This window comes from Actomonas spartinae (assembly GCF_051209155.1).
GTDB lineage: Bacteria > Verrucomicrobiota > Verrucomicrobiia > Opitutales > Opitutaceae > Actomonas.
Map to the genome: position 1 here is coordinate 1,045,239 of NZ_JBPJGB010000001.1, position 22,486 is coordinate 1,067,724.

At 64.0% G+C, this 22,486-nt stretch carries 16 protein-coding genes; 8 read left to right on the forward strand and 8 right to left on the reverse strand.

Going from position 1 to position 22,486, the window contains the following annotated elements; all coding sequences use genetic code 11:
- Positions 1 to 64 precede the first annotated feature (64 nt).
- Positions 65 to 871 (forward strand): Hsp33 family molecular chaperone HslO, encoded by an 807-nt coding sequence (locus AC0MRV_RS04230; RefSeq protein WP_472763187.1) that lies wholly within the window; start codon positions 65 to 67, stop codon positions 869 to 871.
- Here the strand turns inward: AC0MRV_RS04230 and AC0MRV_RS04235 are convergent.
- On the reverse strand, positions 823 to 4,545 hold the full coding sequence (locus tag AC0MRV_RS04235; protein WP_472763188.1) for a beta strand repeat-containing protein: 3,723 nt from the start codon (positions 4,543 to 4,545) through the stop codon (positions 823 to 825). The two genes, AC0MRV_RS04230 and AC0MRV_RS04235, sit on opposite strands and share 49 nt — an antisense overlap.
- Before the next feature lie 251 nt (positions 4,546 to 4,796).
- Here AC0MRV_RS04235 and pnuC point away from each other — a divergent pair, with 251 nt between their 5' ends.
- From pnuC to AC0MRV_RS04260, 5 genes are all read left to right on the forward strand, one after another.
- A complete protein-coding gene (pnuC, locus tag AC0MRV_RS04240) occupies positions 4,797 to 5,423 on the forward strand; it encodes a nicotinamide riboside transporter PnuC (RefSeq protein ID WP_472763189.1) in 627 nt (208 codons plus the stop codon).
- Complete coding sequence (locus AC0MRV_RS04245; protein ID WP_472763190.1) at positions 5,416 to 5,955, forward strand: AAA family ATPase; 540 nt, start codon at positions 5,416 to 5,418, stop codon at positions 5,953 to 5,955. Before pnuC ends, AC0MRV_RS04245 begins: the two co-directional genes overlap by 8 nt.
- Before the next feature lie 94 nt (positions 5,956 to 6,049).
- Entirely contained in the window at positions 6,050 to 8,227 is a 2,178-nt protein-coding gene (locus AC0MRV_RS04250; RefSeq protein WP_472763191.1) for a hypothetical protein, read from the forward strand.
- Between the two features lie 34 nt (positions 8,228 to 8,261).
- Positions 8,262 to 9,569, forward strand: coding sequence for a mechanosensitive ion channel family protein (locus AC0MRV_RS04255; protein WP_472763192.1), 1,308 nt, complete (start codon positions 8,262 to 8,264; stop codon positions 9,567 to 9,569).
- Positions 9,566 to 10,342: a tRNA threonylcarbamoyladenosine dehydratase gene (locus AC0MRV_RS04260; protein WP_472763193.1), complete on the forward strand. Its 777-nt coding sequence runs from the start codon at positions 9,566 to 9,568 to the stop codon at positions 10,340 to 10,342. The genes AC0MRV_RS04255 and AC0MRV_RS04260 overlap by 4 nt, the downstream gene beginning before the upstream one ends.
- 1 nt (position 10,343) lies before the next feature.
- Here the strand turns inward: AC0MRV_RS04260 and AC0MRV_RS04265 are convergent, their stop codons facing one another.
- The 7 genes from AC0MRV_RS04265 to AC0MRV_RS04295 all read right to left on the reverse strand — a co-directional run bounded on the left by AC0MRV_RS04265 (position 10,344) and on the right by AC0MRV_RS04295 (position 20,592).
- Entirely contained in the window at positions 10,344 to 11,672 is a 1,329-nt protein-coding gene (locus AC0MRV_RS04265; RefSeq protein WP_472763194.1) for an Nramp family divalent metal transporter, read from the reverse strand.
- 139 nt (positions 11,673 to 11,811) lie between these two features.
- Positions 11,812 to 12,843, reverse strand: coding sequence for an NAD(P)-dependent alcohol dehydrogenase (locus AC0MRV_RS04270; RefSeq protein WP_472763195.1), 1,032 nt, complete (start codon positions 12,841 to 12,843; stop codon positions 11,812 to 11,814).
- Positions 12,844 to 13,028: 185 nt separating this feature from the next.
- Positions 13,029 to 14,429, reverse strand: a complete 1,401-nt coding sequence (locus AC0MRV_RS04275) for a YfcC family protein (protein WP_472763196.1) — start codon at positions 14,427 to 14,429, stop codon at positions 13,029 to 13,031.
- Positions 14,430 to 14,448: 19 nt separating this feature from the next.
- Entirely contained in the window at positions 14,449 to 14,667 is a 219-nt protein-coding gene (locus AC0MRV_RS04280; protein ID WP_472763197.1) for a DUF2835 domain-containing protein, read from the reverse strand.
- Positions 14,664 to 16,508 carry a hypothetical protein gene (locus tag AC0MRV_RS04285; RefSeq protein WP_472763198.1) on the reverse strand — a complete coding sequence of 615 codons (1,845 nt, stop codon included), beginning with the start codon at positions 16,506 to 16,508 and terminating at the stop codon, positions 14,664 to 14,666. Before AC0MRV_RS04285 ends, AC0MRV_RS04280 begins: the two co-directional genes overlap by 4 nt.
- Positions 16,509 to 16,587: 79 nt before the next feature.
- The gene (locus AC0MRV_RS04290) at positions 16,588 to 18,510 is read right to left on the reverse strand and encodes a methyl-accepting chemotaxis protein (protein WP_472763199.1); all 1,923 of its coding nucleotides are present in this window, start codon (positions 18,508 to 18,510) and stop codon (positions 16,588 to 16,590) included.
- 105 nt (positions 18,511 to 18,615) lie between these two features.
- Positions 18,616 to 20,592, reverse strand: a complete 1,977-nt coding sequence (locus AC0MRV_RS04295) for a methyl-accepting chemotaxis protein (protein ID WP_472763200.1) — start codon at positions 20,590 to 20,592, stop codon at positions 18,616 to 18,618.
- Positions 20,593 to 20,959: 367 nt separating this feature from the next.
- Here AC0MRV_RS04295 and AC0MRV_RS04300 point away from each other — a divergent pair, with 367 nt between their 5' ends.
- Positions 20,960 to 21,706, forward strand: a complete 747-nt coding sequence (locus tag AC0MRV_RS04300; protein WP_472763201.1) for a VOC family protein — start codon at positions 20,960 to 20,962, stop codon at positions 21,704 to 21,706.
- A gap of 33 nt (positions 21,707 to 21,739) precedes the next feature.
- The gene (locus AC0MRV_RS04305) at positions 21,740 to 22,453 is read left to right on the forward strand and encodes a hypothetical protein (protein WP_472763202.1); all 714 of its coding nucleotides are present in this window, start codon (positions 21,740 to 21,742) and stop codon (positions 22,451 to 22,453) included.
- Positions 22,454 to 22,486 lie beyond the last annotated feature (33 nt).

Genomic DNA, 22,486 nt, shown 5'->3' on the forward strand with positions numbered 1-22,486 from the left:
CGTGGTAGTGGGAATTCTGCGATCGGGAGTGGACAGGGGGCGGGTTGGCTGAATGTTGGCGCGCATGAGCAGGGATGCATCCACGCCGGTCAATGACGCGGAATCGGGCCTCGAGGTCCGGACCTTCTTTGTGCGCGAGCGCAATGCGCTGTTGGCGCAGGCTGACTTCGGCCCCTTGTTCGTGGATTATTACCTCCACCTGAACGATCACGGCATCAAGCTGTCGCCGGAGCATGACGCCATGTTCAAGCGAGCGCTGGCGGGTTTCGTCCTGCACTGCGCGTCGCGGCCGTGGAACGAGATGACGGCGTGGACGATCAATTTCCAGCAGCCGCTGGTGAACCTGTTCCTCACCGGTGACAATGAGAATGGCGCGGTCACCGGGCGGGTGTTTGACGAGAACGTGAAGCAGATGGCAGACAACCTGTTCTACGCCGATGTGATTCGCGGTCGCGGCGAGAAGCGGCGGAGCTCGGTGGGTTTCACCGGCGACGATGCGCTGGTGGCGGTGGAGGCGTTCTACCGGCAGAGCGAACAGCGCGGCGCGCGCTATTTTCAACTGGCCGAAGAAACCTTCGCGCTGGTGAGTGAGCACCCGGACTGCGACATGGCCTGGTTTGAGTCACTCGATGGAGATGCGGTGACCCATATCCACGAAACGGAGACGACGAACCTGATGGAGCGGCGGATCCAGCGCTGGCACTGTGGCTGCAATCAGCAACGCATGTTGCAGGTCCTGGCGCCGGCGTTTCAGGCGGAGGGCGACGAGCTGTTTGCGGGCGACCCGGCGATCGAGATCCGTTGTCCGCGCTGCAGCGCGCGTCACGTGGTCACGCGCGAGGCCTTGGAAGCGTTCGTCGCCGCGCAGTAGGCGCGGCGTTTGCGCCAGAGGAATCCCGCGAGGGCGATGCCCATGAAGATGGCGCCGTAGGTGGACGGCTCGGGCACGGTGATCTCGTTGGCGCCGTAGTCGTAGGTGAGCCAGATGGTCTCGGCGGCGGTGAAGCCCTGGAAGGTGATCTGGGCGGTCGTGCTGTTGCGATTGTCGAGGGTCGCGCCGGAGAAGTTGGTGGCGGTCCACAGGTCGTAGAAGCTGGCCCAGCCGGTGGCGGTGACGGCGGCGCCGGGGTCAATGATGAGGGTGCCGATGTTGAAAGTGGCGACGTCGACACCGGCGAAGTCGATGACGGTGTCGCCGGTGATGTGGAGGGTGCCAACGTTGAAGGTGGTGCCGGCGTTGACGAGGTTGAGGGTGGTGTTGGCGCCGAGCTCGAGGGTGCCGCCGAAGGTGAAATTGGCGGCGATGTTGAGGGTGTTGGAGGCGGTGAGCTCCATCGTGCCGGTGGAGCCGGTGCCGTCGGCCGCGCCGATGGTGCCGCCGTTGAGGGTAAGGATGCCGTCGACGTCGAGGACACCGGTAAAGGCGCTGGTGTTGCCGAGCTGGTCGATGGTGAGGTCACCGCCGGAGGCGATGGTGAGGGTGCCGGAGCCGTTGAGGTCGGCGATGGTCTCGGTGTAGGCGCCGACGTTGAAGGTGCCGGCGGCGCCGAGGTTGATGTCCATCGTATCCGTGAGGATATTACTGGCGCCGAGCGCGAAGGTGCCGGCGTTCACGTTGGTGGTGGCGTAGGTGTTGATGCCGGTGACGGTGAGGGTGCCGGCGCCGTTCTTCTCCAGGGTGTTGAAGGTGTTGTTGCCGGTGAAGGTGGTGTTGCCGATGGACTCGACGGTGAGGGTCTTACCGGAGCCGGTGATGTTGCCGCCGATGGTGAGGGAGGCGCCGGACTCGGTCTGGATCTCGCTGTTGGCGGTGAGGGTGACGTTGCCGGCCCAGGAGTTGGTGGTGCCGGTGAGCGCGCGCAAGGCGCCGGTCCCATCGGAGTTATGGCCGGTGCCGGCGAGCTGGAGGGATTCGGCGCCGATGGTCACGCCATTGAGCTGGAGCTGGGCGCCGGAAAGGACCTGGGTGCCGCCGGCGACGGCGCCGAGGCCGGAGTTGTTGTCGACGCGCACGATGCCGTCGGAGACCTTGGCGGTGCCGGTGAAGGTGTTGGCGCCGCCGAGGACGAGGGTGCCGTCGCCGGTCTTGTTGAAGCCGCCGTTGGAGAGGACGGCGTTGATCTGCAAGGTGGAGCCGCTGTTCACGACGATCGACTTGGCGGCGTCGTTGTTCATGCCGAGGCGACCGTCGATGGTGGAGGTGGCGTTGTTGGAGGCGGTGAGGGTGCCGATGATGTCGAGACGGTCGCCGGTGCCGGAGTTATTCTTCGCTTCGATGGTGCCGCCGTTCAGCGTGACGTGGTTGACGGTCTCCTTGTGCCCCTGGAGGTCCCAGTAGCCATCGGCGTTGATGGTGACGTTGGAGGTGTTGGCGATGAGTTCGCTGGAGACGTCGACGCCGCTCTCGTAGAGACCTTGTTGGAGGATGGCGGAGCCGGCGGCGCCGATACCGTCGCCGATGACAACGGTGCCTTTCATGCCGGAGTTCTCGTTGTTGTAGGTGTTGAGGATGGTGGTGCCTTCGTTGAGGTAGAAGGCGGTGGAGGCGCTGAGGATGGAGGGATAGGCCTCGCCGTGGTTGAGGGTGAGGGTGCCGGAGCCGGTTTTGGTGACGTTGCCGGTGTTGGTGAAATCGGCCTCAAACACGATGTTACCGCCGTTGGTGTTGAGGGTGAGGTTGTAGCCGCCCAGGTAAAAGTAGGGGGAATTGGACTGGGTGCCGAGCGTGAGGGTATCGGAGGTGGCGCTGATGGTGGTGTGGCCGGTGAGGGTGAAGGGGGCGTCGAGGGTGTTGTTGCCCGAGGAGCTGACGACGGCGCCGGCGCCGCCCACGCCGGTGCCGGCGAGGTTGATCATGGTTTCGCTCGCGGCAGAAATGCCACCGGTGAGTTGCAGCGTGCCGCCGGATTGAACGGTGGTGGTGCCGCCGCCGGAACCGAGGGCGTTGTTGGAGCTGGCGACGAGGGTGGAGCCGGAGGTGACGGTGACGTTGCCGGAGTAGCTGTTGTTGCCGGAAAGGGTGAGTTGGCCGGCGGTGGTGGTGACCGCGCCAGTGCCGGAGATGGTGCCGGCATAGCTGTTGTTGCCGGAGAGGTTGTTGAGGGTGCCCTGGTTGGTGAGGGCCTCGGCGCCGACGGCGATGTTGTTGGCGAGAGAGAGGGTGGCGCCGCTGCTGACGGTGGTGCCGGCGCCGGTGGAGCCAAGGGCGGCGCTGTGGGCGGCGACGAGGGTGCCGGCGGCGACGGTGGTGGTGCCGGTGTGGGTGTTGGCGCCGGAAAGGGTGAGTGTGCCGGTGCCGGATTTGGAGACATTGCCACTGCCCGATAGGACGCCGCCGGCCGTGAGGGAGGCGCCGCTGGAAACGCCGATGCTGGCAGCGGAGCCGAGCGCGATGTTGCCCGACCAGGTGTTGCTGCCGGTGGTGTTGGCGAGCGCGCCGTTGCCGGCGGTGCCGGTGCCATTGAGGATGAGCGACTGGTCGTAGGTGCCGCCGGAGGTGGCGAGTTCGAGGGTGCCGCCGGTGGAGACGGTGACGCCGGAGGTGTTGCCGAGGCCGGCGGTGTTGCTCACGCGCAGGGTGCCGGCGGATACGGTGGTGGAGCCGGAGTAGGTGTTGGTGCCACCGAGGACGAGGGTGCCGGTGTTGGCTTTGGTGAGATTGCCGGAGCCTGAGATGGTGCCGGCGTTGGTGGTGAGGGTGGTGCCGGAGGCGACGCGGATGGTGGAGGCGCTGGCGAGGGCGATGTTGCCGGTGAGGGTGTTGTTGCCGCTGGTATTGGCGAGGGCACCCGCACTGGCGGCGCCGGTGCCGTTGAGGGTGAGCGACTCGGCGTTGAAAGTCGTGCCGGTGCCGGTGAGCGAGAGCGTGCCGCCGGAGCTCACCGTGGTGCCGGCGGAAGTGGCGCCGAGGGCGGCGGCGTTGGAAATGGCGACCGTGCCGGAGGAAATGGTGGTGGCGCCGGCGTAGTTGTTGGCGGCGGAAAGGGTGAGCGTGCCGGAGCCGGTCTTGGTGAGTCCGCCGGAACCGGAGACCACGCCACTGAAGGCGAAATCGTTGGCCACGTTGGTCGCGAGCAGGATGAGCGTGGCGGAGTTGAGAGAGAGGCCGCCGTCGAAGATGAGGTCGCCCGAGGTCGAGGTGATCGACCAGGTTTGGTTGCTGCTGAGGGACAGCGGCACCGAGAAGGTCTGCACACCGTTGGACGCACTGGTGATGCCGTAGGTGTTGAGCAGGGTGAGGTCGCCGGCGCCGTAAAAGGTGATCGAGTCATTGAGCGTGCTGGCGAAGCGGATGCCGCCGGTGGTGTCGGCGGCGGTGACCTCGATCGCGGTCAGCAGGCCATTGGTATCGAACAAGGCACGCTCGGTGGAGGTGTCGGGCTCGTCGTTGCCGGACCAGTTCTGGCGGCGGTTCCAGTCGTCCTGGGCGCTGTTGTTGCCCGTCCACGTGCGATCGGTTTGGGCAAAGAGACCCGACGCAGCCGCGAAAGCGCCGAGAAGCAGCGTGCAGAAGCGGCGACGAGGAAGGGCAGAACAGGAGCGCATGGAGATTCGTGCGGAAACGCAGCACTGAAGAGGCCAGATAACTCGACCAAAGAAGGGTGAGTCTTGCGGGGGCGATATGAAATTCAGTGGTATCTACGTGTAGTTGTTCTTCGCGAATTTCGTGGGTCGCTTTGGCGAACTCAATAGCGCTTGAGGCCGATTACAAAGACGCCGAAGGACGGGTGGGTCCGATTGGATTGACTGATTAAAGCGCTGTTCAAAGCACCGAACTTGGGTGATGAACGGAGGTGATGCCGTCTTGGATAAGTGAAGTCATCCATGGGTTCCGCGAAGGGAGTCCGCTGGACCAATTGAATCTGGTGTTGGGAATCGCCGGGGTGCTGCTGATGATTCGGCGCAACCTGTGGGCGTTTCCGGTGGGCCTGGTGGCGGTGACGGTGCAGGGCGTGCTCTTTTGGCGGGCGACGTTTTATGCGGACGCGAAGCTGCAGGTGTTTTTCTTCGGCTGTCTGGCTTACGGCTGGTGGCACTGGGTGAAACACAAGGGCAATGCGCCCGAGCTGCCGATCACGACGCAGGGTTGGTCGGCGCGAGCGGGCTGGTTGGCGGCGGCGACCGGGCTCACGCTGATTTGGGGCTGGTGGCAGAGCACGCACACGGATGCGGCGATGCCCTATCGCGACACGTTCATCGCCTCGTTCAGCATGGCGGCGCAGGTGCTGCAGGTGCGCAAACGCCTGGAGAACTGGGCCGGTTGGGTCGCGGTCAACAGCGTGGCGGTCGTAACCTACTGGGCGGCCGGGCTGGCCTACACCTCGTTTCTCTACGCGGTGTTTTTAGTGATGGGGCTGACGGGGTGGTGGAGTTGGTGGCGGGCGATGCAAGCCGAGCGCGCCGGGGAGACCGAGCATGTCTAAAGCCGTAAGACGCGTCGCGATCATCGGGGCGGAATCGACCGGCAAGTCGGCCCTGGCGGCGGCGCTCGCGGAGCGTTGGGGTGAAACGTGGGCGGTGGAGGCGGTGCGGGCGTTTTGGGATCGACGCGCGGGGCGGATCACGTCGTGGGATTTGGCCACCATCGCGCGTGGGCAGATCGTCAACGAGGAGGTGGCGGCGTTGGCCGCGCGTCGGGTGGTGTTCTGCGATACCGATCTGACGACCAATGTTTTTTGGGCTGACGCGATGTATGGCGGACATATCGCACCGTGGGTGCGGGAGGAGGCGGCGCGGCGGCGGGAGCGTTATGCCTTGTTTCTATGGTGTGAGACGGACCTGCCCTGGGAGGCGGACCCGCAACGCTGTTTCGACGATCCGGAGGCGTGGCAGGCGGCGGCCGCGCGGCTGCGGTCGGCGTATGCGGACGTGGCGGATCGTATCGCGGTGGTGAGTGGGGCGGGCGAGGCGCGGGTGGCGAGCGCGGTCGCTGCGCTGCGCGAGCACGGTCTATGAACACGTGGTGGCGCCCTGGGCGACGTTCAGCGCGGTCGGGGGTGGCGATCGGTGCCGGATTGTGGTCGAGTCGGCACAACCCCGATTTATCCCCATGTGTATCCGCCGTGCTGTTTCGCTTTTCTGTTTGGTCTGGTTGGTCGCGTCGTTGCTACGCGCCGACATGGTGCGGGTGGTGCCCGATCATTCCGAGCGCACGAGCGACTACGCTGAGGCGCGTTTGACGGCGGCCTTGATCGAGGCCGGGCACGAAGTGAGTGCGGCGCCGATCGGGTATGATTATCTGGTGAGTTTCTCGACGCATCCGACCCGGTTGGCGAAGGAGGGCTTTGAGATCATTCCCGAGGGCAAGGTGATCACCGTCTACGGCGGCGATGGATTGGGCATGGTCTACGGGGTGCTGGCCCTCGTCGACGAGTTGCAGGCGGGCACGCCGTTGGGTGAGATCGCGGCGCAGGCGGCGCAGCCCGACCAGGCGTTTCGGGGCATCAAGTTCAACTTGCCGTGGGAGACCTACCGGCCGAGCTCGGCGCTCGATCAACACATCCCGACCGCGAAGGATCCGAAGTATTGGGAGGCGTTTCTGGACATGATGGTGGAGAACCGCTTCAACGCGATCAGTCTTTGGAACATGCACCCGTTCACCTTCATGGTGCAGCCGACGAATTTTCCGGAGGCGAGTCCGTGGGGCCCCGAGGAGTTTGCCGAATGGCAGGCGCTCTACCGTCAGATCTTCGCCATGGCGAAAGACCGTGGCTTGGACACCTACATCGTGCACTGGAGCATCTTTGTAAGCCGTGAGCTGGCTGAGGCGCACGGTTTGGCGGAGCGAAATTTTTACCCTTATTACTACGTGGAGGGCGAGAGATCGGAATTGGTCCGGCGCTATATCCGTGAGAGCGTGAAGCAGGTTTTGGCGGAGTATCCGGACCTCGATGGCATCGGCCTTTCGCACGGCGAGGGCATGGCGGGCATGACGCCGCTGGAGCGCCAGCAGTGGATGGATGACGTGATCATCGCAGGCATGTTGGAGGCGGCGGAGGAACGTCCGGTGAAGCTCATCCATCGCGTGCCGTTTTCGGCCAATCTCGATTCCGGCGGCAGCACGAGCAAGAACGTGGAGGTCGTGACGCGGGAGGCGATGGAACGATTGGGCGACGCGTTTGAGGGCCCGATCTGGGTGGAGATGAAGTTCAACTGGTCGCACGCCCACTCGACGCCGAAGTTGGAAAAGGTTCACGGCGGCAAACTGGGCGACACCTACTTCGAACCGACGCCGAGCAACTACCGCGTCACGTGGCAGGCGCGTAACGAGGATTTCTTTGCCCTGCGCTGGGGCGTGCCGGATTTCATCCGCCAACACATCGCGCTCAATGGTGAGCACGCCTACTCGGGTGGCTACTTCGTGGGTTCGGAGTGCTACATCCCGGCCTTGGATTATTTCACCGCGATCGATGATCCGGTGGACTGGACCTGGGCCTTCGAGCGGCAGTGGTTGTTCTACAAACTCTGGGGTCGCCTGCTCTACGATCCGGAGACGCCTGACGCGGTGTTTGCGGCCGAGTATGAGCGACGCTACGGCGACGCGGGTCGCAATCTGCTCGAGGCCATGTCGCTGGCCTCTTCGACCCAGCTTCGCCTTGCCTCGCTCTACGATTCGCGCTGGGACTTCACGCTCTACAGCGAAGGTTTCCTCGCGCTGCAGGGCACCTACACGAACTACATCGGCGTGGACGCCTTGATCAACCAGCCGACGATGGCGTCCGAATACGTGGCGGTGAAGGACTACGTGGAAACGATCCTGAGCGGCGGCAGCTTTGCGTCCGGTCGGATCACGCCCCCGATTCTGGCCGAGATGCTGGAGCGCGATTGCCGCGAAGCGTATCGGCTGACCGCCGACATCGACACGACCGGCAACGCTTCGTTGCGTTACGAAGTGGCGGATATCCGGACCTGGGCCAGCCTGGGCCTGCACCTCGCCGCCAAGCTGCGGGGCGCGGTCGCGTTGGAAACCTTCCGGATCACCGGCGAGGCCGAGCGTCAGGCCGCCGCGGTGGGGTGGTTGGAGCAGGCGCTGCGGCATTGGGACGACGTGATCGCGATCACGCGTCCGCTCTACCGCGACATGAAGCTCACCCACTACAACCACAACTTTTTCACCGCCAACGAGGACAACCTTTTCCACTGGGCGCTCATCCGCGACGAGGTCGCCGCCGACGTGACGGTGGCGCGTGAGGCGGTGCCGGTGACAGAAGCGACCACGGTGGATTGACGAGGCGCGAGGGCTGGCCTTCGCTGGCCGGTCCATGAATGCGCTTCTTGAAAACTGGCAGGCCTGGCTGACGGACCACCGGGTCTCCGAGTATTGGGCCGAGGTGCTCGGCACAACCGCCGGCATCGTGTTGGTGGTGTTGCTTGCCGTGCTGGCGAACCTCATCACGAAACGGGTCATCCTGCAGGTGGTGCACACGGTCATCCGCCGCACGCGCATGACGTGGGACGACCAGTTGCTGGAGACGGGGGTGTTCACGCGGCTGTCGCATCTGGCACCGGCGATCGTGATCAACACCTTCGGGCCGGGGGTGTTGGGCAACGAGCCCTTGTTGTCCAAGATCGTGCACGGCGCGGTCAGCATCTACCTGATCTGCATCTGGCTGGGCGTGCTGTTTGCGCTGCTCAACGCCATCCAAGGCGGCATTGAAAAAAAGAAAGGCCGCAAAGGCGTGCCGGTGAAGGGTTTCGCGCAGGCGGTGAAGCTTGTCGCAGTGGTGGTGGGCGTGATCTTCATCCTCGCCATCGTCCTAGACAAATCGCCGGTGCTGCTGTTCTCCGGCCTGGGCGCAGTCACTGCGGTGCTGTTGTTGGTGTTCAAGGACGCGATCCTCGGCTTCGTGGCGGGCATCCAGATCTCCGCCAATGACATGGTGCGGGTGGGGGACTGGATCGAGATGCCGAAGGCGGGCGCCGACGGCGATGTGATCGACGTCGCCCTGACCACCGTGAAGGTGCAGAACTGGGACAAGACGATCACCACGATCCCGTCCTACAGCCTCATCTCCGACTCTTTCCGCAACTGGCGCGGCATGTCCGATTCGGGCGGCCGCCGCATCAAACGCTCGATCTGTTTCGACGTGAGCTCGATCACCTTTGCCAACGAAGATCAACTCGCGCGGTGGTCCAAGATCGGCCACGTGCGCGAGCACCTCGACGCCAAGCGCAAGGAGATCGCGGCCGACAATGAGAAGCTCGGTCCCGACGCCAGTGTTTTGGGCAACGGACGCCGGCTCACCAACATCGGCACCTTCCGCGCCTATTGCCTGAACTACCTGAAGACGCATCCCCGCATCGCACAGGACAAGACCCTGCTGGTGCGTCAGCTCCAGCCCACGCCGCACGGCCTGCCGCTGGAGATTTATTGTTTCGCCAACAACACCGCCTGGGCGGTCTACGAAGGCATTCAATCGGATATCTTCGATCACATGCTGGCCGTCGCCAAGGTCTTCGACCTCGAGGTGTATCAGCACCCGAGTGGTTCCGACGTGAGTGGAGGCATGGAAGCGCTGCGGGCCGCGCGGGAAAGCGAAGCCGTGGAAATCCCGCGTTCGGCCGAATGAGTTCCAACTACGAAGATCGTTTCGGCGGCGTCGGCCGGCTCTTCGGTTTGGCGGCGCTTGATCGTCTGCGCGGCGCGCACGTCGCGGTGATCGGCGTGGGCGGCGTGGGTTCCTGGACGGTGGAAGGACTCGCCCGCAGCGGCGTCGGCGCGCTCACGCTCATCGACCTCGACGACCTTTGCATCACCAACACCAACCGCCAGTTGCCGGCGCTCGACGGTAATCTCGGTCGCCCCAAAGTCGACGCGCTGGCGGAGCGCGTGCGCCTGATCAACCCTGCCTGCGTGGTGTCACCGGTTACCGAATACATCACGGCCGCCAACGCCGCCCGGCTGCTGGAGCCGGCCTTCGATCTGGTGGTGGACGCCATCGATGGCACGACCAACAAAGCCGAGCTCATTGCGGCCTGCGTGCGCCTCGGCAAGCGGTGCGTGACGGTCGGGGGAGCGGGCGGCAAGCGCGACGCCTCGCAACTGCGCGTGGGGGACCTCGGCGAGGCGGGCGGCGATGAATTGTTGAAGATGGTCCGCCGCAAACTGCGCAAAGACCACGGTTTCGCTCGTGGCGAAGGCAACCGCTACGGCGTGCGCTGCGTATGGTCGGCGGAGAAGCCGGTCTACCCCTGGGCCGACGGCACCTGCAGCACCGAGGCGGAGCCGGGCAGCAACCTGAAGCTCGACTGCGCCAGCGGTTTTGGCACCGCGGTCTGGGTGACCGGCGCCATGGGCCTCACCGCTGCGCAGGAAGCGGTGCGGTGGTTGGTGGAAGTTTAAGCTAGAAACGGCTGATCAACTGCCACGCGCCGACAAAGGTGAGGGCGGCGCCGGAGAGCCACAGGCACGCGGTCCAAACGGGACCCGGGCGAAGCTCGGGGCGCAGGCGGCGATGTCGCAGGTAGAGTGCGCAGGCCGCGAGGAAGGGGAGCAGGATGGCCTGACCGGCGCCGCTGATGATGATGAGCGAATAGGGATTGGGCCAGGCCACGTAGAGCACGGTGCCGTAGAGCGGGAGGGTGACTCCGAGCCATTTGATGCGGCGCGCCTTGCGTTCCGGGTCATCGGTTTCGGACATGAGCCCGAGCATGGGCAGCGCGTCGACCATGAGTCGGGCGTTGGCGGCGGTGGCGGCGAAGGCGGTCGAATAGAGGGTGGCAAAGGCACCGACGACAAAGATCCAGAAGCCAAGCGGACCGAAGCTCTCCAGATACATGTGCGCGAGCGACCCAACCAAACCGTCGTCGGAGAGTTGCACGTCCTTGGCGTGGAGCACCGCGGCGCCGAGCAGGAAGAATACGACCGTCGCGGTGGTGTAGAGCACGAGCGAGGCGAAGGCGTCGACTTTCATCACCTTCATCCAACCGCGGGCGCGGTCGAGCCAGCCGGCGTCGTGGGATCCGACGCGCGCGGCGTAGCCTTTTTCCAGACACCAGTAGGGGTAATAAATGAGTTCGGCGGCGCCGACGCCGATGATGCCGAAGGCGACAAACGCGGCGGAAAAATCTTCGGGCAGGCGGAACTCGAGTCCGCGCAACACTTGGGCGGAGGTGACGCGAAAGTCGGTCGTCTGCAACGCGAACAAGGCGAAGACAGTCGAGACGGTGAAGAGGATGACGAGGCCGATGGAGAAGCGTTCGACGAGTTTGTAGCGGCCAACTCCCAGCAGGAGTGCAAGCGAGACGCCCAGCACGATGGCAAGGGTGGAGGCCGAGGCGTCGATGCCGGCCAGGTGCATGACCTCGGCGGTGCCGCCGAGCATACCGCCGATCACCGAGATCATAGCGACAAAGACGGGTAGGAAGACCCAGACCATCCAACCGACGCGCAGACGCGGGCCAGGCACCATGTCGAGCATGCGCAGGGTGGGCGTGCCGGTTGCGACGGCATAGCGCCCGAGTTCGACCTGCACAAAAACCTTCACCACGCACCCAAGGATGATGAGCCAGAGCAGGGTGAAGCCGCTCTCGGCGGCGACGTTGGGCGTGGCGACCAGTTCACCGGTGCCGACGATGCCGGCGGTCAGGATGAGGCCGGGGCCGATGTAGCGCAGGGACGCGGCGAGGGAACGGGGCGGGGTGACGCCGTTCGGCGAAGTCGGGGTAGACATTTTGCTTTTACAGGAGGCAACGGAGGGTAACGGAGCCGTCAGCCTGAGGGGTTTTACAGAAGGAAACGAAGGGAGCGAAGGGAGCGAAGGGGATAGGAGCGCTCTGTTAACCTCTCTTTTCTCCGGTGGAAAAAACGAACTACAGCTCGATCTGGACTTTGACCGAGGTGGGCTGGGGGGCCTTGGCGTAGTCGAAGGCGGCAATGCTGTCGGCGAAGGGGTAGGTTTCGGTGATGAGCGGCTTCACGTCGAGCTGGCCGCTGCCCATCAGCGCCAGGCAACGCGGGTAGACGTGGGCGTAGCGGAAGACGTGTTCGACGCGGGCTTCTTTGATCTGCGCCGCGACGACATCGTAGGGGATCGGGCCACCCGGCATGCCGATAAAAACGACACAGCCGCCGGGGCAAAGCGCCTCAAAGACCGAAGCGGCGGCGCGGGCGTTGCCGCTGGCTTCGAAGACGAGGTCGGCGCCCCAACCACCGGTGGCGGCGTTGATCACCTCGGTGAGGTTTTCCGCGGCGACATTGACCGGCGTGATGGCGCCGAGGGTGGCGGCAAGGTCGAGTTTCGGCTGAGCGACATCGGTGATGAAAACGCGGCTGCAGCCGGCGGCGAGGGCGCTCAGCGCGGTGACCATGCCGATGGTGCCGGCACCCATGACGATGGCGACGTCGCCGGGCTTCACCTTGGCCTTGGTGGCGGCGTGCATGCCGACGGCGAGGGGCTCGACGAGGGCGGCTTCGCCGAAGCTCACGTTGTGTGGCACCTTGAAAGTGAAGGCGGCGGGATGCACGACGGACGGGCGCAGCACGCCGTGGATCGGCGGGGTGGCCCAGAAGCGCACCTCGGGGTCGAGGTTGTAGAGCCCGAGCTGGGTGGCGCGGCCGAGCGGGTTGGGGATGCCTGGCTCCATGCAAACGCGATCGCCGACGGCAAGGTGGGTGACGGCGGAACCGATCTCGCTGATCACGCCGGCGGCCTCATGGCCGAGCACCATCGGGGCGTTGACCACAAAGGGGCCGATGCGGCCGTGCGTGTAGTAGTGCACATCGCTGCCACAAACGCCGACCGTCTTGATGTCGATGCGCACGTCGTGCGGGCCGAGCGTTTCGGCGATGTCGATGTCGCGAAGGGAAAGTTTGTTTTGTTTTTCGAGAACGAGAGCCTGCATGGGGTGGGGCGGAGAAAGGGGTTGTTCCTACAGAAGGGGACGAAGGCTAATCCAACGTGATCACTTGCACAGGAGGAAAGGGAGGGGAACGGAGGTTTAACTAGCCTTCGTTCTATTCGTTGCCTTCTGTAAAACTTTATCAGGCTGAAGGCTCTGTTGCCCTCTATTGCCTCCTGTAGAACAAATCAGTTCCACGGCGCGGCGTAGAGGAGGACCGCGCCGAGCGCGAAGAGGAGGAGTTGCCACTTGGCCCACCACTTGAACCAAGTGCCGTAGCCGATGCCGGCGCTGGAGAGCACGCCGACGAGGATCACGCTGGTGGGGATGATCATGTTGGTGAAGCCGTCGCCGAACTGGAAAGCGAGGATGGCGCTTTCGCGGTGGATGCCGAGGAGGTCGGAGAGCGGGGTCATGATCGGCATGGTGAGGGCGGCCTGACCGCTGCCGCTGGGGATGAGAAAATTAAGGCAGCTCTGGAAGCTATACATCACGAACACACCGAGATCGGGGCCGAGGTGATCGATGCGCGTGGCAACGCTGTGCAGGATGGTGTCGATGATGTTGGCATCTTCGGCGAGCACCACGATGGCGCGGGAAAAGGCGACCAGCACGGCGGTGGCGCAGAGCTCGCGGGCGCCGGCCATGAAAGAGTCGGCGATGGCGTTGAGGGAGAGGCGAGCGGCGAGTCCGCAGAACAGCGCCATGGCGAGGAACACTGCGGCGATTTCCATCACATACCAGCCGAGGGCAATGGAACCATAACCGAGCACGATCATCATGAGTCCGAAGACCACGAGGGTGACGATCTGCGAGGGGGTGATCACGCTGTCGGCGTCGGGTTCCTCGCCGGATTCGGCGGCGAGACGGCGGCGCCAGTTGGCGTCGGCTGCGGGCGTGAGGCTGTTCGCCGGATCAAGGGCGACGCGGCGGGCGTGCCACATGACGATGGCGACGCAGACGCCGGTGATGAGCAGCCAGCAGAACACGCGGTAGCCGAAGCCGACATCGGTGGGTTGCTCGGCGATCTGTTTGGCGATGCCGAAGGAGAAAGGGTTCACGAAGGCGGTGGCGAAACCGGCCTGCGAGCCGATGAACGGGATGGCGACGCCGGTGGTGGCATCGAAGCCCAGCGAGATGGCGAGTGGCACGGTGAGCAGCACGAACACGAGACATTCCTCGGCCATGCCGAAGAGCACGCCTGCGAAACTGAAGGCGAACATCAGCACCGGGATGACGAGGTAGCGGCCGGCGCCCTTGGCGCGCAGGGTGAGCCACTTGAGCCCCGCCATGAGGGCGCCGGTGTGCATGAGCACGCCGAAGGCGCCGCCGATGAGCAGCACGAAGGCGAGGGTTTCGGCGGCCTGCTCGGCGCCCTTCATGGGCGCGAGCAGGAGGTCGAAGGGCGTCTGGGGAACGGACTCGACGGACTCGAACTGCTCGGGCAGGACGATCTCCTTGCTACCGTAGCCCTCGAACTCGCGCACCTCGCGGCCATAGCGACCACCGGGGATGAACCAAGTGGCCACCATCATGGCGACCATGATGCTGGCGATGAGCACAAAGGCGTTGGGCGCGCGAAACTTCATGGGCGCAGTGCAGCAGGTTTCACACGCGCTCCAAGCCTTTGAATTTGTGGTTGGCGTCGAAAAGCAGGCGGAAGCGGCCGTGCACACCGTTTTCGGTCACGACTTTTTGCAGGGCGCCGGCGGGGAACTGGATGGAGCGACCGTCGTCGAGCCGAGCGACAACATTGCGGGCTTCGCCGCGGTAGTAGCGCAGCACTTCGTCGGGCGTAAAGTGGAGCGTGAACTCGAGGGCATTCATGGGGCTGAATCCGGGGCGGGGCGGGGGCGTATGCGATAGAGGACCAACTCAGCAGTGGCAGCCTCGGCGACGAGGCAGCGCTTCAAGTTTTCGAACGCGTGGTGCTGCTGGAGGAAAAGGGAGAACAGATCCGATTTGGTGAGCAGGATATGCGAGAAGCCCAGGTTGATTAACCGGGTCCCCGCGTCGAGGTCCTCGTCGGACATTGCAGTGAAGAGCCAAGCGACCTCGGGACTCCAAAACGGAGAAGCGGTGACCTCATGGGGTTTTAAATACCCGTAGAGGTAGAGGTGGTCACTGAGGATGCGTCCGTTCACCTGTTGCGCGGTCTGCTCGATGAAGTCCGCGGTGTCCTGCCTGGTCGCCGCGCGAAAGTCGCGCGAGGCCACCGGCCATTGGGCGGGGCTCAAGAAGACCGGGTTGTAAGGATAAACCCATGCCCGGATCGAGGCGACCAAGCTCAGGAGGAACAGCGCGACCAGAAGCGTGCGTGAAAGCCTGAGCTCACGCGTTCGCAGGCTGAGCCATGCGCCACCGCCCACGGCGCCGAGCAGGAGCACCGGACTTAGCACGCGCATGGAGTAGTGGAGCCCACCCGCGGTGGAAGAGATGGAAAACAACCACGCCACGCTGAATCCTGCACTCACCGCCCCAAGCAGCGTTCGGGCGGCCGAAGGCATGCGTCGGGTTGCGACAACGGTGACCAGACCCGCCATGGGGAGCAGCGCATTGAGCGCGAATAGCCGAAGGAGTTCCAGCCAACTGCCGGCGCTGTGCCAATCCATGCCGAACACCGCCCGGTAGTAGCTCATCAGTTGGGCGAAGACGGGATTGGTGGGCAGGGAGGCGAGGTCGTGGCTGAAAAACGGATTCCCGGTCAGCACCGCGTTGCGCAGGTGCCAGACCATGGCGGGGAGCGCTGCTCCGACCGTGAATACGAGGGCGGAGCGCAGGTCTCCCTTGGTGCGCCAGATCCAAAGGCCGGCCGTGAAGGCGCCGATGCCGCCATACTCCCGGGCGCAGGCGGCGACGGCTCCGCCCAGCGCAGCGTAGATAAGCAGGGATCGTCGCTCAGGTTGGGCGTTCCAGTGCAGAAGGTAGTAGACCATGGCGCCCGCCCCGATCGCGGTGAGTCCCGTTTCTTGGCCGATGTTGAAGGCAAACTGAAGCAGGGTCGAGGTGGCCATGATCCCCCAGGCGAAGGAGGCGGCGACGCGGGCGCCGAATAAACCGGCGAGTTGGGCCGCCAGCATGAAAAGCGCGATCACCTGCGCGATCACCGCGGGGGCGGTCCAAACAGAAGCCGAATTGCCGGCCCCGAGGAAGCACCACGCGTAGGTCGCAGAAACCAGCGGCGCGATCCCGTCGGCCCAGACATACATGGAGAAATCGGCGGATGAGACCGGGGGATAAAAATCCAGGTGGTGGTGGGTGAAGATGAGGCGCGCGAGGTGTTCCCAACGAAAGACGTGGTCGTCCCCGGATAAGGGTTGGATGAGGGACATGTGGGCGGCGACAACCAAGGCCGGTGCGGCCAGCAACCAGCCCCAACCCAGCGGCAGGACCGCGGGCTGAGTGACCATCGGCGGGCGGTGACGCCGGTGGCTGAGCCACCAGCCGGGCAGTCCGGTGAGCAGCAGCCAAACGGTCAGGCTGGGCAGGGTGATCGGGAGCGAGAACGCCTGCAGGGCGAGCACACCCAAAAAAAGCAGCAGGATGGAGCCGAGACCGGCGGCCAGACTTCGCAGCGGCACCGAGGCCGCCTTGGCCCAACCCCATCCTGGCCACAAAAGACCAGCGATGATCAGCGCGAATCTGAGTCCGGATTCCAGCAGAGCCATGTTCCGGGCAACGTTGCCGGAGCGATTTGGGCGAGTCTACTCCGCAAATCGCGGTGGCTCGGCCGCGGTCGAAGAAGGCTCAGGCGGACACAAGCTGGCGTTTGTTTCCCTTTGGAGCACGCGGCGAAGCCGGTGGTTGCGCTGAGGTGAGCGGGGTGCCGTAAACGAGTCGGGTGAGCTCTTGGACGTATCGGTCGAGCTCGGCGGCCTGGGTGTTGAGGTTCTGGGCCGACTGGGCGGCGGCCTCGGCGTAGGCGGCGTTGTTTTGAGTGGTGGCGTCGACCTGGCGGGCGGCGGCCTCGATGTGCTCGAGGGCCTGCGCTTGGCGGATGGTGTCGTGGTCGATGGCGGCGACGAACTTCTTCACCTCTTCGGCGTGGCGTGCGATGTCGGCAAACGCGGTGTTGGTGCCACCGACAAACTCGGTGCCTTCGGCGATGTCGGCTTTGGATGACTCGATGAGTTGAGAGGAATCGGCCGATGCCGTGGAGGAGCGTTTGGCGAGGTTGCGAACCTCGTCGGCGACGACGGCGAAGCCGGCGCCGGCCTCGCCGGCACGGGCGGCTTCGACGGCGGCGTTGAGGGCGAGGAGGTTGGTTTGGAAGGCGATTTCGGTGATCGTCTCCATGATCCTTTGGGTGCGTTCGGAGTGGTCGGAAATGTGAGCCATGGCCTCGTTGAGCCGGGCGATGGTGGCTTGGGAGGCGCCGATCACCGCGGTGGTGGAGCGCATCGAGGAATTGGCGGACCGGGCGTTTTCGGCGGTGGAGGTGGTGACCTCGAGAATCTGCTCGAGCCGGCGATTCGTTTCCTGGACGAGCGCGGCCTGATCGGCGGCGCTGCGGGTGAAGTTGGCGCTGTATTCCTCGACGGCGTGGGAGGATTCGGTGACTTGGCGCGCGCCGCGGCAGATGCCACGGGTGATATGGCTGAGGGCGCGGTGCAGGCGTTGGGACAAACGCACGCTGATGATGATGCCAAGCGCGACACAGCCGATGGTGGTGAGCAGAGCGACGAGACTGTCGCGACGCAGGGAGGCGATGCGCTGATCGATTTGCCCCCGCATGTCGTCGCGCATGACTTTGAAAATGCCCAACAGCGCGACACGCCGCTCATCGGCGCGCGGTTTCAGCACGTTTTCGGCGAACGTGCGATCAAAGGGGAAATCGAACCAGGTGTCGCGATGGCGGTTGAGGAATGACTGCGCCAGTTCCTGCAGCCAGACTGAGTTTGGCGAGGCGAGCGTTTCACGGACCTGCGCGGCCAAATGGGGCGGTGCGATTTCAAGAAACTGGCGAAGCAAGGCTTCGCTGGTTTCGTATTCGGCCTCGTAGCTAGCGTAGGCGCCGACCGGCAGGTCCGGAATTTGGTGAGCCCAGATCAAGGTGCCCGTGCAGGCGGTTAGGGTGGTGAAGTAGTCGGTGAAAAGGCTGTAGGCGGTGAGGCGGACGATGAGCTCCCGATCGGAAGTCTCGGTCATCATGGCGGGAAACACGTGCCGGATTGCGTCACGCAGCGCGATGAACGGGGCGGTGAGTTCGGTAAAGGCTTGGTCGTCATGGAAGGCTTGGCGCAACACGACGAGTTCATCGTAGCGTTGGCTCACCTGGGCCATGGCCTCTTGGAAAGTGGGACTGAACTGGCTGCGATCCACTTCTTTGATCACGGCCATCGTGGCGGTATACCGCTCGTCAAGTCGGGCACAGGCGACGTTGAAGCGCTCTTTGGTGTTCGCCACCACCTGCGCACCATTGTTCTCAACGGCGCCGTCGGTGAAGGCCCAAACGGAGTCCAGGGCGATGACGTTCTGTTCGCCGATCTCCGACAGGAGTTCGGCCAGTTCGCTTGCGACGCGGAAAGATTCGAACTCCCTCAGAGTCGCACTGCGTTGCCAAACAAAGGAGGCGCCGAACCCCAGTGCGCAGAGGATGGGCACAGCGGTGATCAGCGCGAGCTGGCGGCGCAACGACACGGAGTGCGACTGGCGGTCGAGGGAGGGCATGTTGACTGGACGAGGACTCATCGTGCCATCGTCACAGAGAGGGAGTAAGTGAATGGCGGAGCCGCCCTAGTTTGAAGGGGGAAACTACCTACTCACGCGGATTGTTTAGAAGAGGGTGACCTCGGAAGCGGCAGCGGGGGCAGCGTCGGATTTCGGTCTGCGGGACGTGGGCGGCTTCGTGGGCGGGGGGGCGGACGGGGGAGGCGTAGACGGACTGGCGGCGGGAGCACTGGCGGATGGGCCGTGGACGAGGAAGGACAAATCGCGCACGTAGCGCTCGAGGGAGTTGGCCTGTTGGTTGAGGGCGGTGGCGGCCTCGGAGCACTCGGCGGCGTATTGGGCGTTGCTGCGCGTGGTTTCGTCGACCCGACGGGCGGCGGCCTCGATGTATTCGAGAGCCTGGGCCTGCCGGATGGTGTCGCTGTCGATGGCAGCGACGAAGCGCATGACCTCTTCGGCGTGGCGGGCAACATCGGCGAAAGCCTCATTGGTGCCGGAAACGAATTGCACCCCGGTGCTGATGTTGCGTCGGGAGTTCTCGATGAGCTGGCTGGAATCGGCCGAGGCGGTCGAGGAACGTTTGGCGAGGTTGCGCACCTCATCGGCGACCACGGCGAAGCCTGCGCCGGCCTCGCCCGCGCGGGCGGCTTCAACGGCGGCGTTGAGCGCGAGCAGGTTGGTCTGGAAGGCGATCTCGGAGATGGCCTCCATGATCTGCTGGGTGCGGTCACTGCTGGACGCGATCTCGTCCATGGCGGTGTTGAGTCGGCCCACCGTCGATTTGCTGGTTTCGATCACCGCATTGGTCGATCGCATCGAGGTGGTGGCGGAGCGGGCGTTTTCTGCGGTCGAGGTGGTGACCTCGAGGATTTGTTCGAGACGGGTGTTGGTCTCCTCGACCAAGGCGGCCTGATCGGTGGCGCTGCGGGAGAAGTTCTCGCTGGAACGCTGCACGGCGCGTGCGGTGGTGAAGACGCTGCGCGCGCTTTCGGTGATGCCGTGGGTGATGAGCCTCAAGTTGCGCCGTAGCGAGCGTGCGAGGGAAATGCAGAAAATGATGGTTAACGTCGAGGCGATCACGGTGATGCCGGCTGCAATCGCACTGTCACGGCGCAAGCTTTTGATGTGAGTGGCCGTGTGGTGGTCGATGTCGGCACGGAGGAGTTCAAGAATCTCCTCCAACGCCACGGAACGTGCCTCAGCCTTGGCCTTAAAGCGTTCTGCGACGGTGCGGTCGAAAGGAAAGTCATACCATTGCGTGCGGTGGGTGTGCACGAACGACTGGGCTTGTTGCTCGACCCATTGTGCGTCGGGAGCCTGTAGGATGGCGTCGAGGCGTTCGAGGATCGGGGCGGGGGCGAGGAGCCGGAAGTGTTTCAGCAGCAACTCGCTGGCGAGTAAGTTGGATTCATAGCCCGTATAACCGCCGGGGGGGAGATCAGGAATCTGGTGAGCCCAGATCATCGTGCCGACGTATTGCACGACGCAGGCGTGATAGTCGGCATACACGCTGTAGGCGTTGAGCAGTTGGACGAGTTCTTTGTCGGTGGTCTCCTTGAGCAGGGCGGGAAACACTGTCTGGATGCCGGTGCGCATCTCGATGTAGGGGGAGATAAGATCGAAGTAGTTGTCTCCTACTTTGATCGTGGCGCGGTGCTCGGCGATTTGACGATAGAGCTTATCGACATGGTCAATGATCGGCTGCAGACCGGGATCATGGCGGGCCCAATCGATCGACTGACGAATGGCTTGGGCGGCTTTAAAGTGACGATCCAACACTTTGCCGACCTCTCGGTGGTTTTGCTTGGCGGCTTCGACCACGGCGGCGCCGTTTTCCGCCACCGCCGAATCGTTGTAGGCCCAGACGAAGCTTAGTTCGGTGTTGTTGGCTTGGCTCATCTCGGCGAGCGCGTCGGCCAGACTCATGATGGTGGCGAAGCGTTCGAACTCGTGCATGGCGCTGATACGTGACCAGGAAAATGCGGCGCCGAAGCCCAGCGCGCACACAATCGGGATCGTGGCCAGCAACAGCAGTTGCCGACCCAAAGGTTTGATACGGGGGCGAGGGGACGAAGCGGACATGATTGAGCTCAATCTTCCCCATCGTCACTCGTAGCGGGAGGTTGAATAACTCAGCAATTTCCACCGCGGCGGGGTGAAATGTGCTTATGGTGTAAGCCCCTGCGATGTATTCGCTTACCGCGGTGGTTTCTGCATGCTGGTCCCCCTCGGCAGTGGAGGAACTGTTAACCGTGATGACCACCGCACGGAGCCCGGACCAGATATGACGGTTAAAGGATTTGGCCTTTGATGGGCCGCGGGTCGTTGGCCTGATGATCGATTCGAAGACATCCTTGGCCGGGGATCAGCGATGCGCTGTCGATCGCTTTTGGTAAAAATTGCCAATCTTCGGGTGGGCAACCTGGGCTAGGATGGGGCAACCTTTGTCATGCCGACCACCCCTTCAATCGGACGTGCCATCACGTTCATGGAACAGCACCTCAAACAGTCGGTGAGCATCGAGGATATCGCGCGGGCGGCGGGCTTCTCGAAGTCGACGTTGCAGCGCCGTTTTCTCGAAGCCACCAATGTCACGGTCGGGCTGTTTTTGCGCCGCCTGCGGATCAATGCGGCGGCGGCAGAGCTCGTTGCCACGCGTCGTCCGATCGTCGACATTGCGTTGGAGTATCAGTTCGAGTCGCAGCAGACCTTCACGCGGGCGTTTCGCGACACCACCTGGCTGACGCCGGGCGAGGCTCGACGGCTCAAGCGATTGCCCGATTTGCAGGCGTCGAACCACGCCACCCGTTCGAGCGTGGGTTGGTCGGTGCCGTTGAAGATGCGCGGGGTGATGATCTTCACGGCTCACCTGGAAGCGCTGACGACCTTCTACCAAGAGGTGATCGGACTGCCGGTGATCGACCCGGATCCAAAGTTTACGCAGTTCGACGCCGGGGGATCGGTGCTGGTGCTGCACCCGGCAACCAAGCGCGGCGCGGAGCGGCAAGCATCGACGATCGAAATCAGTTTCTTCACTCCGGACGTCGAACGACTTCGCCAAGAGCTCATCGCCCGCGGTGTCAAAGCCGGCCGTGTCGCGGTATTTGGGGATCTGCGCATCTGCAAAGCGGCGGACCCCGATGGCAACATTCTGGCGATCACCAACCGACCGCTGCTGCAGGCGATCCATGCCTGAGCCACCTCTCCGCACAATTTGCATCACCACATTATGAATGTTCCCCGTCGCCGTTTTCTTCTCGGTTCCACCACGCTACTGTTGCCGTTTGCGGGCGGCCTTGCTCGTGCTCAAGCACCGGGATCGCCCTCTGTTCCGCCCGACGATCCGGCGCGGCCGCGGCAAGCGCTCGCTCGTGTTCAGACCTTTGTGCAAGCGGCGCACTCCGACCTGGAGACGGTGAAGGCGATGCTCGCGGACGAGCCCAACCTGATCAACGCCGCCTGGGACTGGGGCAATGGCGATTGGGAAACCGCGCTCGAAGGCGCCAGTCATATGGCGCAAACCGAGACCGTGGAGTTCCTGCTGCAGCACGGCGCGCGGGCGAATCTGTTCAGCCTGGCGATGTTGGGCCGCGCCGCGGCGGTTGAGGCCATGCTTGAGGCTGAGCCGGCGCTCTGTGAAACGCGGGGACCGCACTTTCTGACGCTGCTCTTTCACGCGGCGCTCAGTGGCCGAGTCGGCCTCACGGAAATCGTCGCCGCACGGCTGGGCGGCAATCGGGGCGAGCATTTTAACCAGGCGCTACGCGGCGTAGCTCAACTCGGCACGGTCACGATGGCTGAGTGGTTGATCACGCACGGTGTCAGCAATGTGAACGAGGAGAATTTCTGGGGAGAGACGCCGCTCGATGTCGCCCGGAAAAGAGGCGACGACGCGATGGTGGAACTGCTGCGACGAAACGGCGGCGTATCCGCCGCTGGTTGACCGGGCATTCCTTCCGTCTGTCCCGGCCCAAAC

Excerpts from the sequence above, each read along its gene's own strand:
- AC0MRV_RS04230 (WP_472763187.1), top strand. The coding sequence starts at position 65 with ATGAGCAGGGATGCATCCACGCCGGTCAATGACGCGGAATCGGGCCTC.
- AC0MRV_RS04235 (WP_472763188.1), bottom strand. The coding sequence starts at position 4,545 with ATGCGCTCCTGTTCTGCCCTTCCTCGTCGCCGCTTCTGCACGCTGCTT.
- pnuC (WP_472763189.1), top strand. The coding sequence starts at position 4,797 with ATGCCGTCTTGGATAAGTGAAGTCATCCATGGGTTCCGCGAAGGGAGT.
- AC0MRV_RS04245 (WP_472763190.1), top strand. The coding sequence starts at position 5,416 with ATGTCTAAAGCCGTAAGACGCGTCGCGATCATCGGGGCGGAATCGACC.
- AC0MRV_RS04250 (WP_472763191.1), top strand. The coding sequence starts at position 6,050 with ATGTGTATCCGCCGTGCTGTTTCGCTTTTCTGTTTGGTCTGGTTGGTC.
- AC0MRV_RS04255 (WP_472763192.1), top strand. The coding sequence starts at position 8,262 with ATGAATGCGCTTCTTGAAAACTGGCAGGCCTGGCTGACGGACCACCGG.
- AC0MRV_RS04260 (WP_472763193.1), top strand. The coding sequence starts at position 9,566 with ATGAGTTCCAACTACGAAGATCGTTTCGGCGGCGTCGGCCGGCTCTTC.
- AC0MRV_RS04265 (WP_472763194.1), bottom strand. The coding sequence starts at position 11,672 with ATGTCTACCCCGACTTCGCCGAACGGCGTCACCCCGCCCCGTTCCCTC.
- AC0MRV_RS04270 (WP_472763195.1), bottom strand. The coding sequence starts at position 12,843 with ATGCAGGCTCTCGTTCTCGAAAAACAAAACAAACTTTCCCTTCGCGAC.
- AC0MRV_RS04275 (WP_472763196.1), bottom strand. The coding sequence starts at position 14,429 with ATGAAGTTTCGCGCGCCCAACGCCTTTGTGCTCATCGCCAGCATCATG.
- AC0MRV_RS04280 (WP_472763197.1), bottom strand. The coding sequence starts at position 14,667 with ATGAATGCCCTCGAGTTCACGCTCCACTTTACGCCCGACGAAGTGCTG.
- AC0MRV_RS04285 (WP_472763198.1), bottom strand. The coding sequence starts at position 16,508 with ATGGCTCTGCTGGAATCCGGACTCAGATTCGCGCTGATCATCGCTGGT.
- AC0MRV_RS04290 (WP_472763199.1), bottom strand. The coding sequence starts at position 18,510 with ATGCCCTCCCTCGACCGCCAGTCGCACTCCGTGTCGTTGCGCCGCCAG.
- AC0MRV_RS04295 (WP_472763200.1), bottom strand. The coding sequence starts at position 20,592 with ATGTCCGCTTCGTCCCCTCGCCCCCGTATCAAACCTTTGGGTCGGCAA.
- AC0MRV_RS04300 (WP_472763201.1), top strand. The coding sequence starts at position 20,960 with ATGCCGACCACCCCTTCAATCGGACGTGCCATCACGTTCATGGAACAG.
- AC0MRV_RS04305 (WP_472763202.1), top strand. The coding sequence starts at position 21,740 with ATGAATGTTCCCCGTCGCCGTTTTCTTCTCGGTTCCACCACGCTACTG.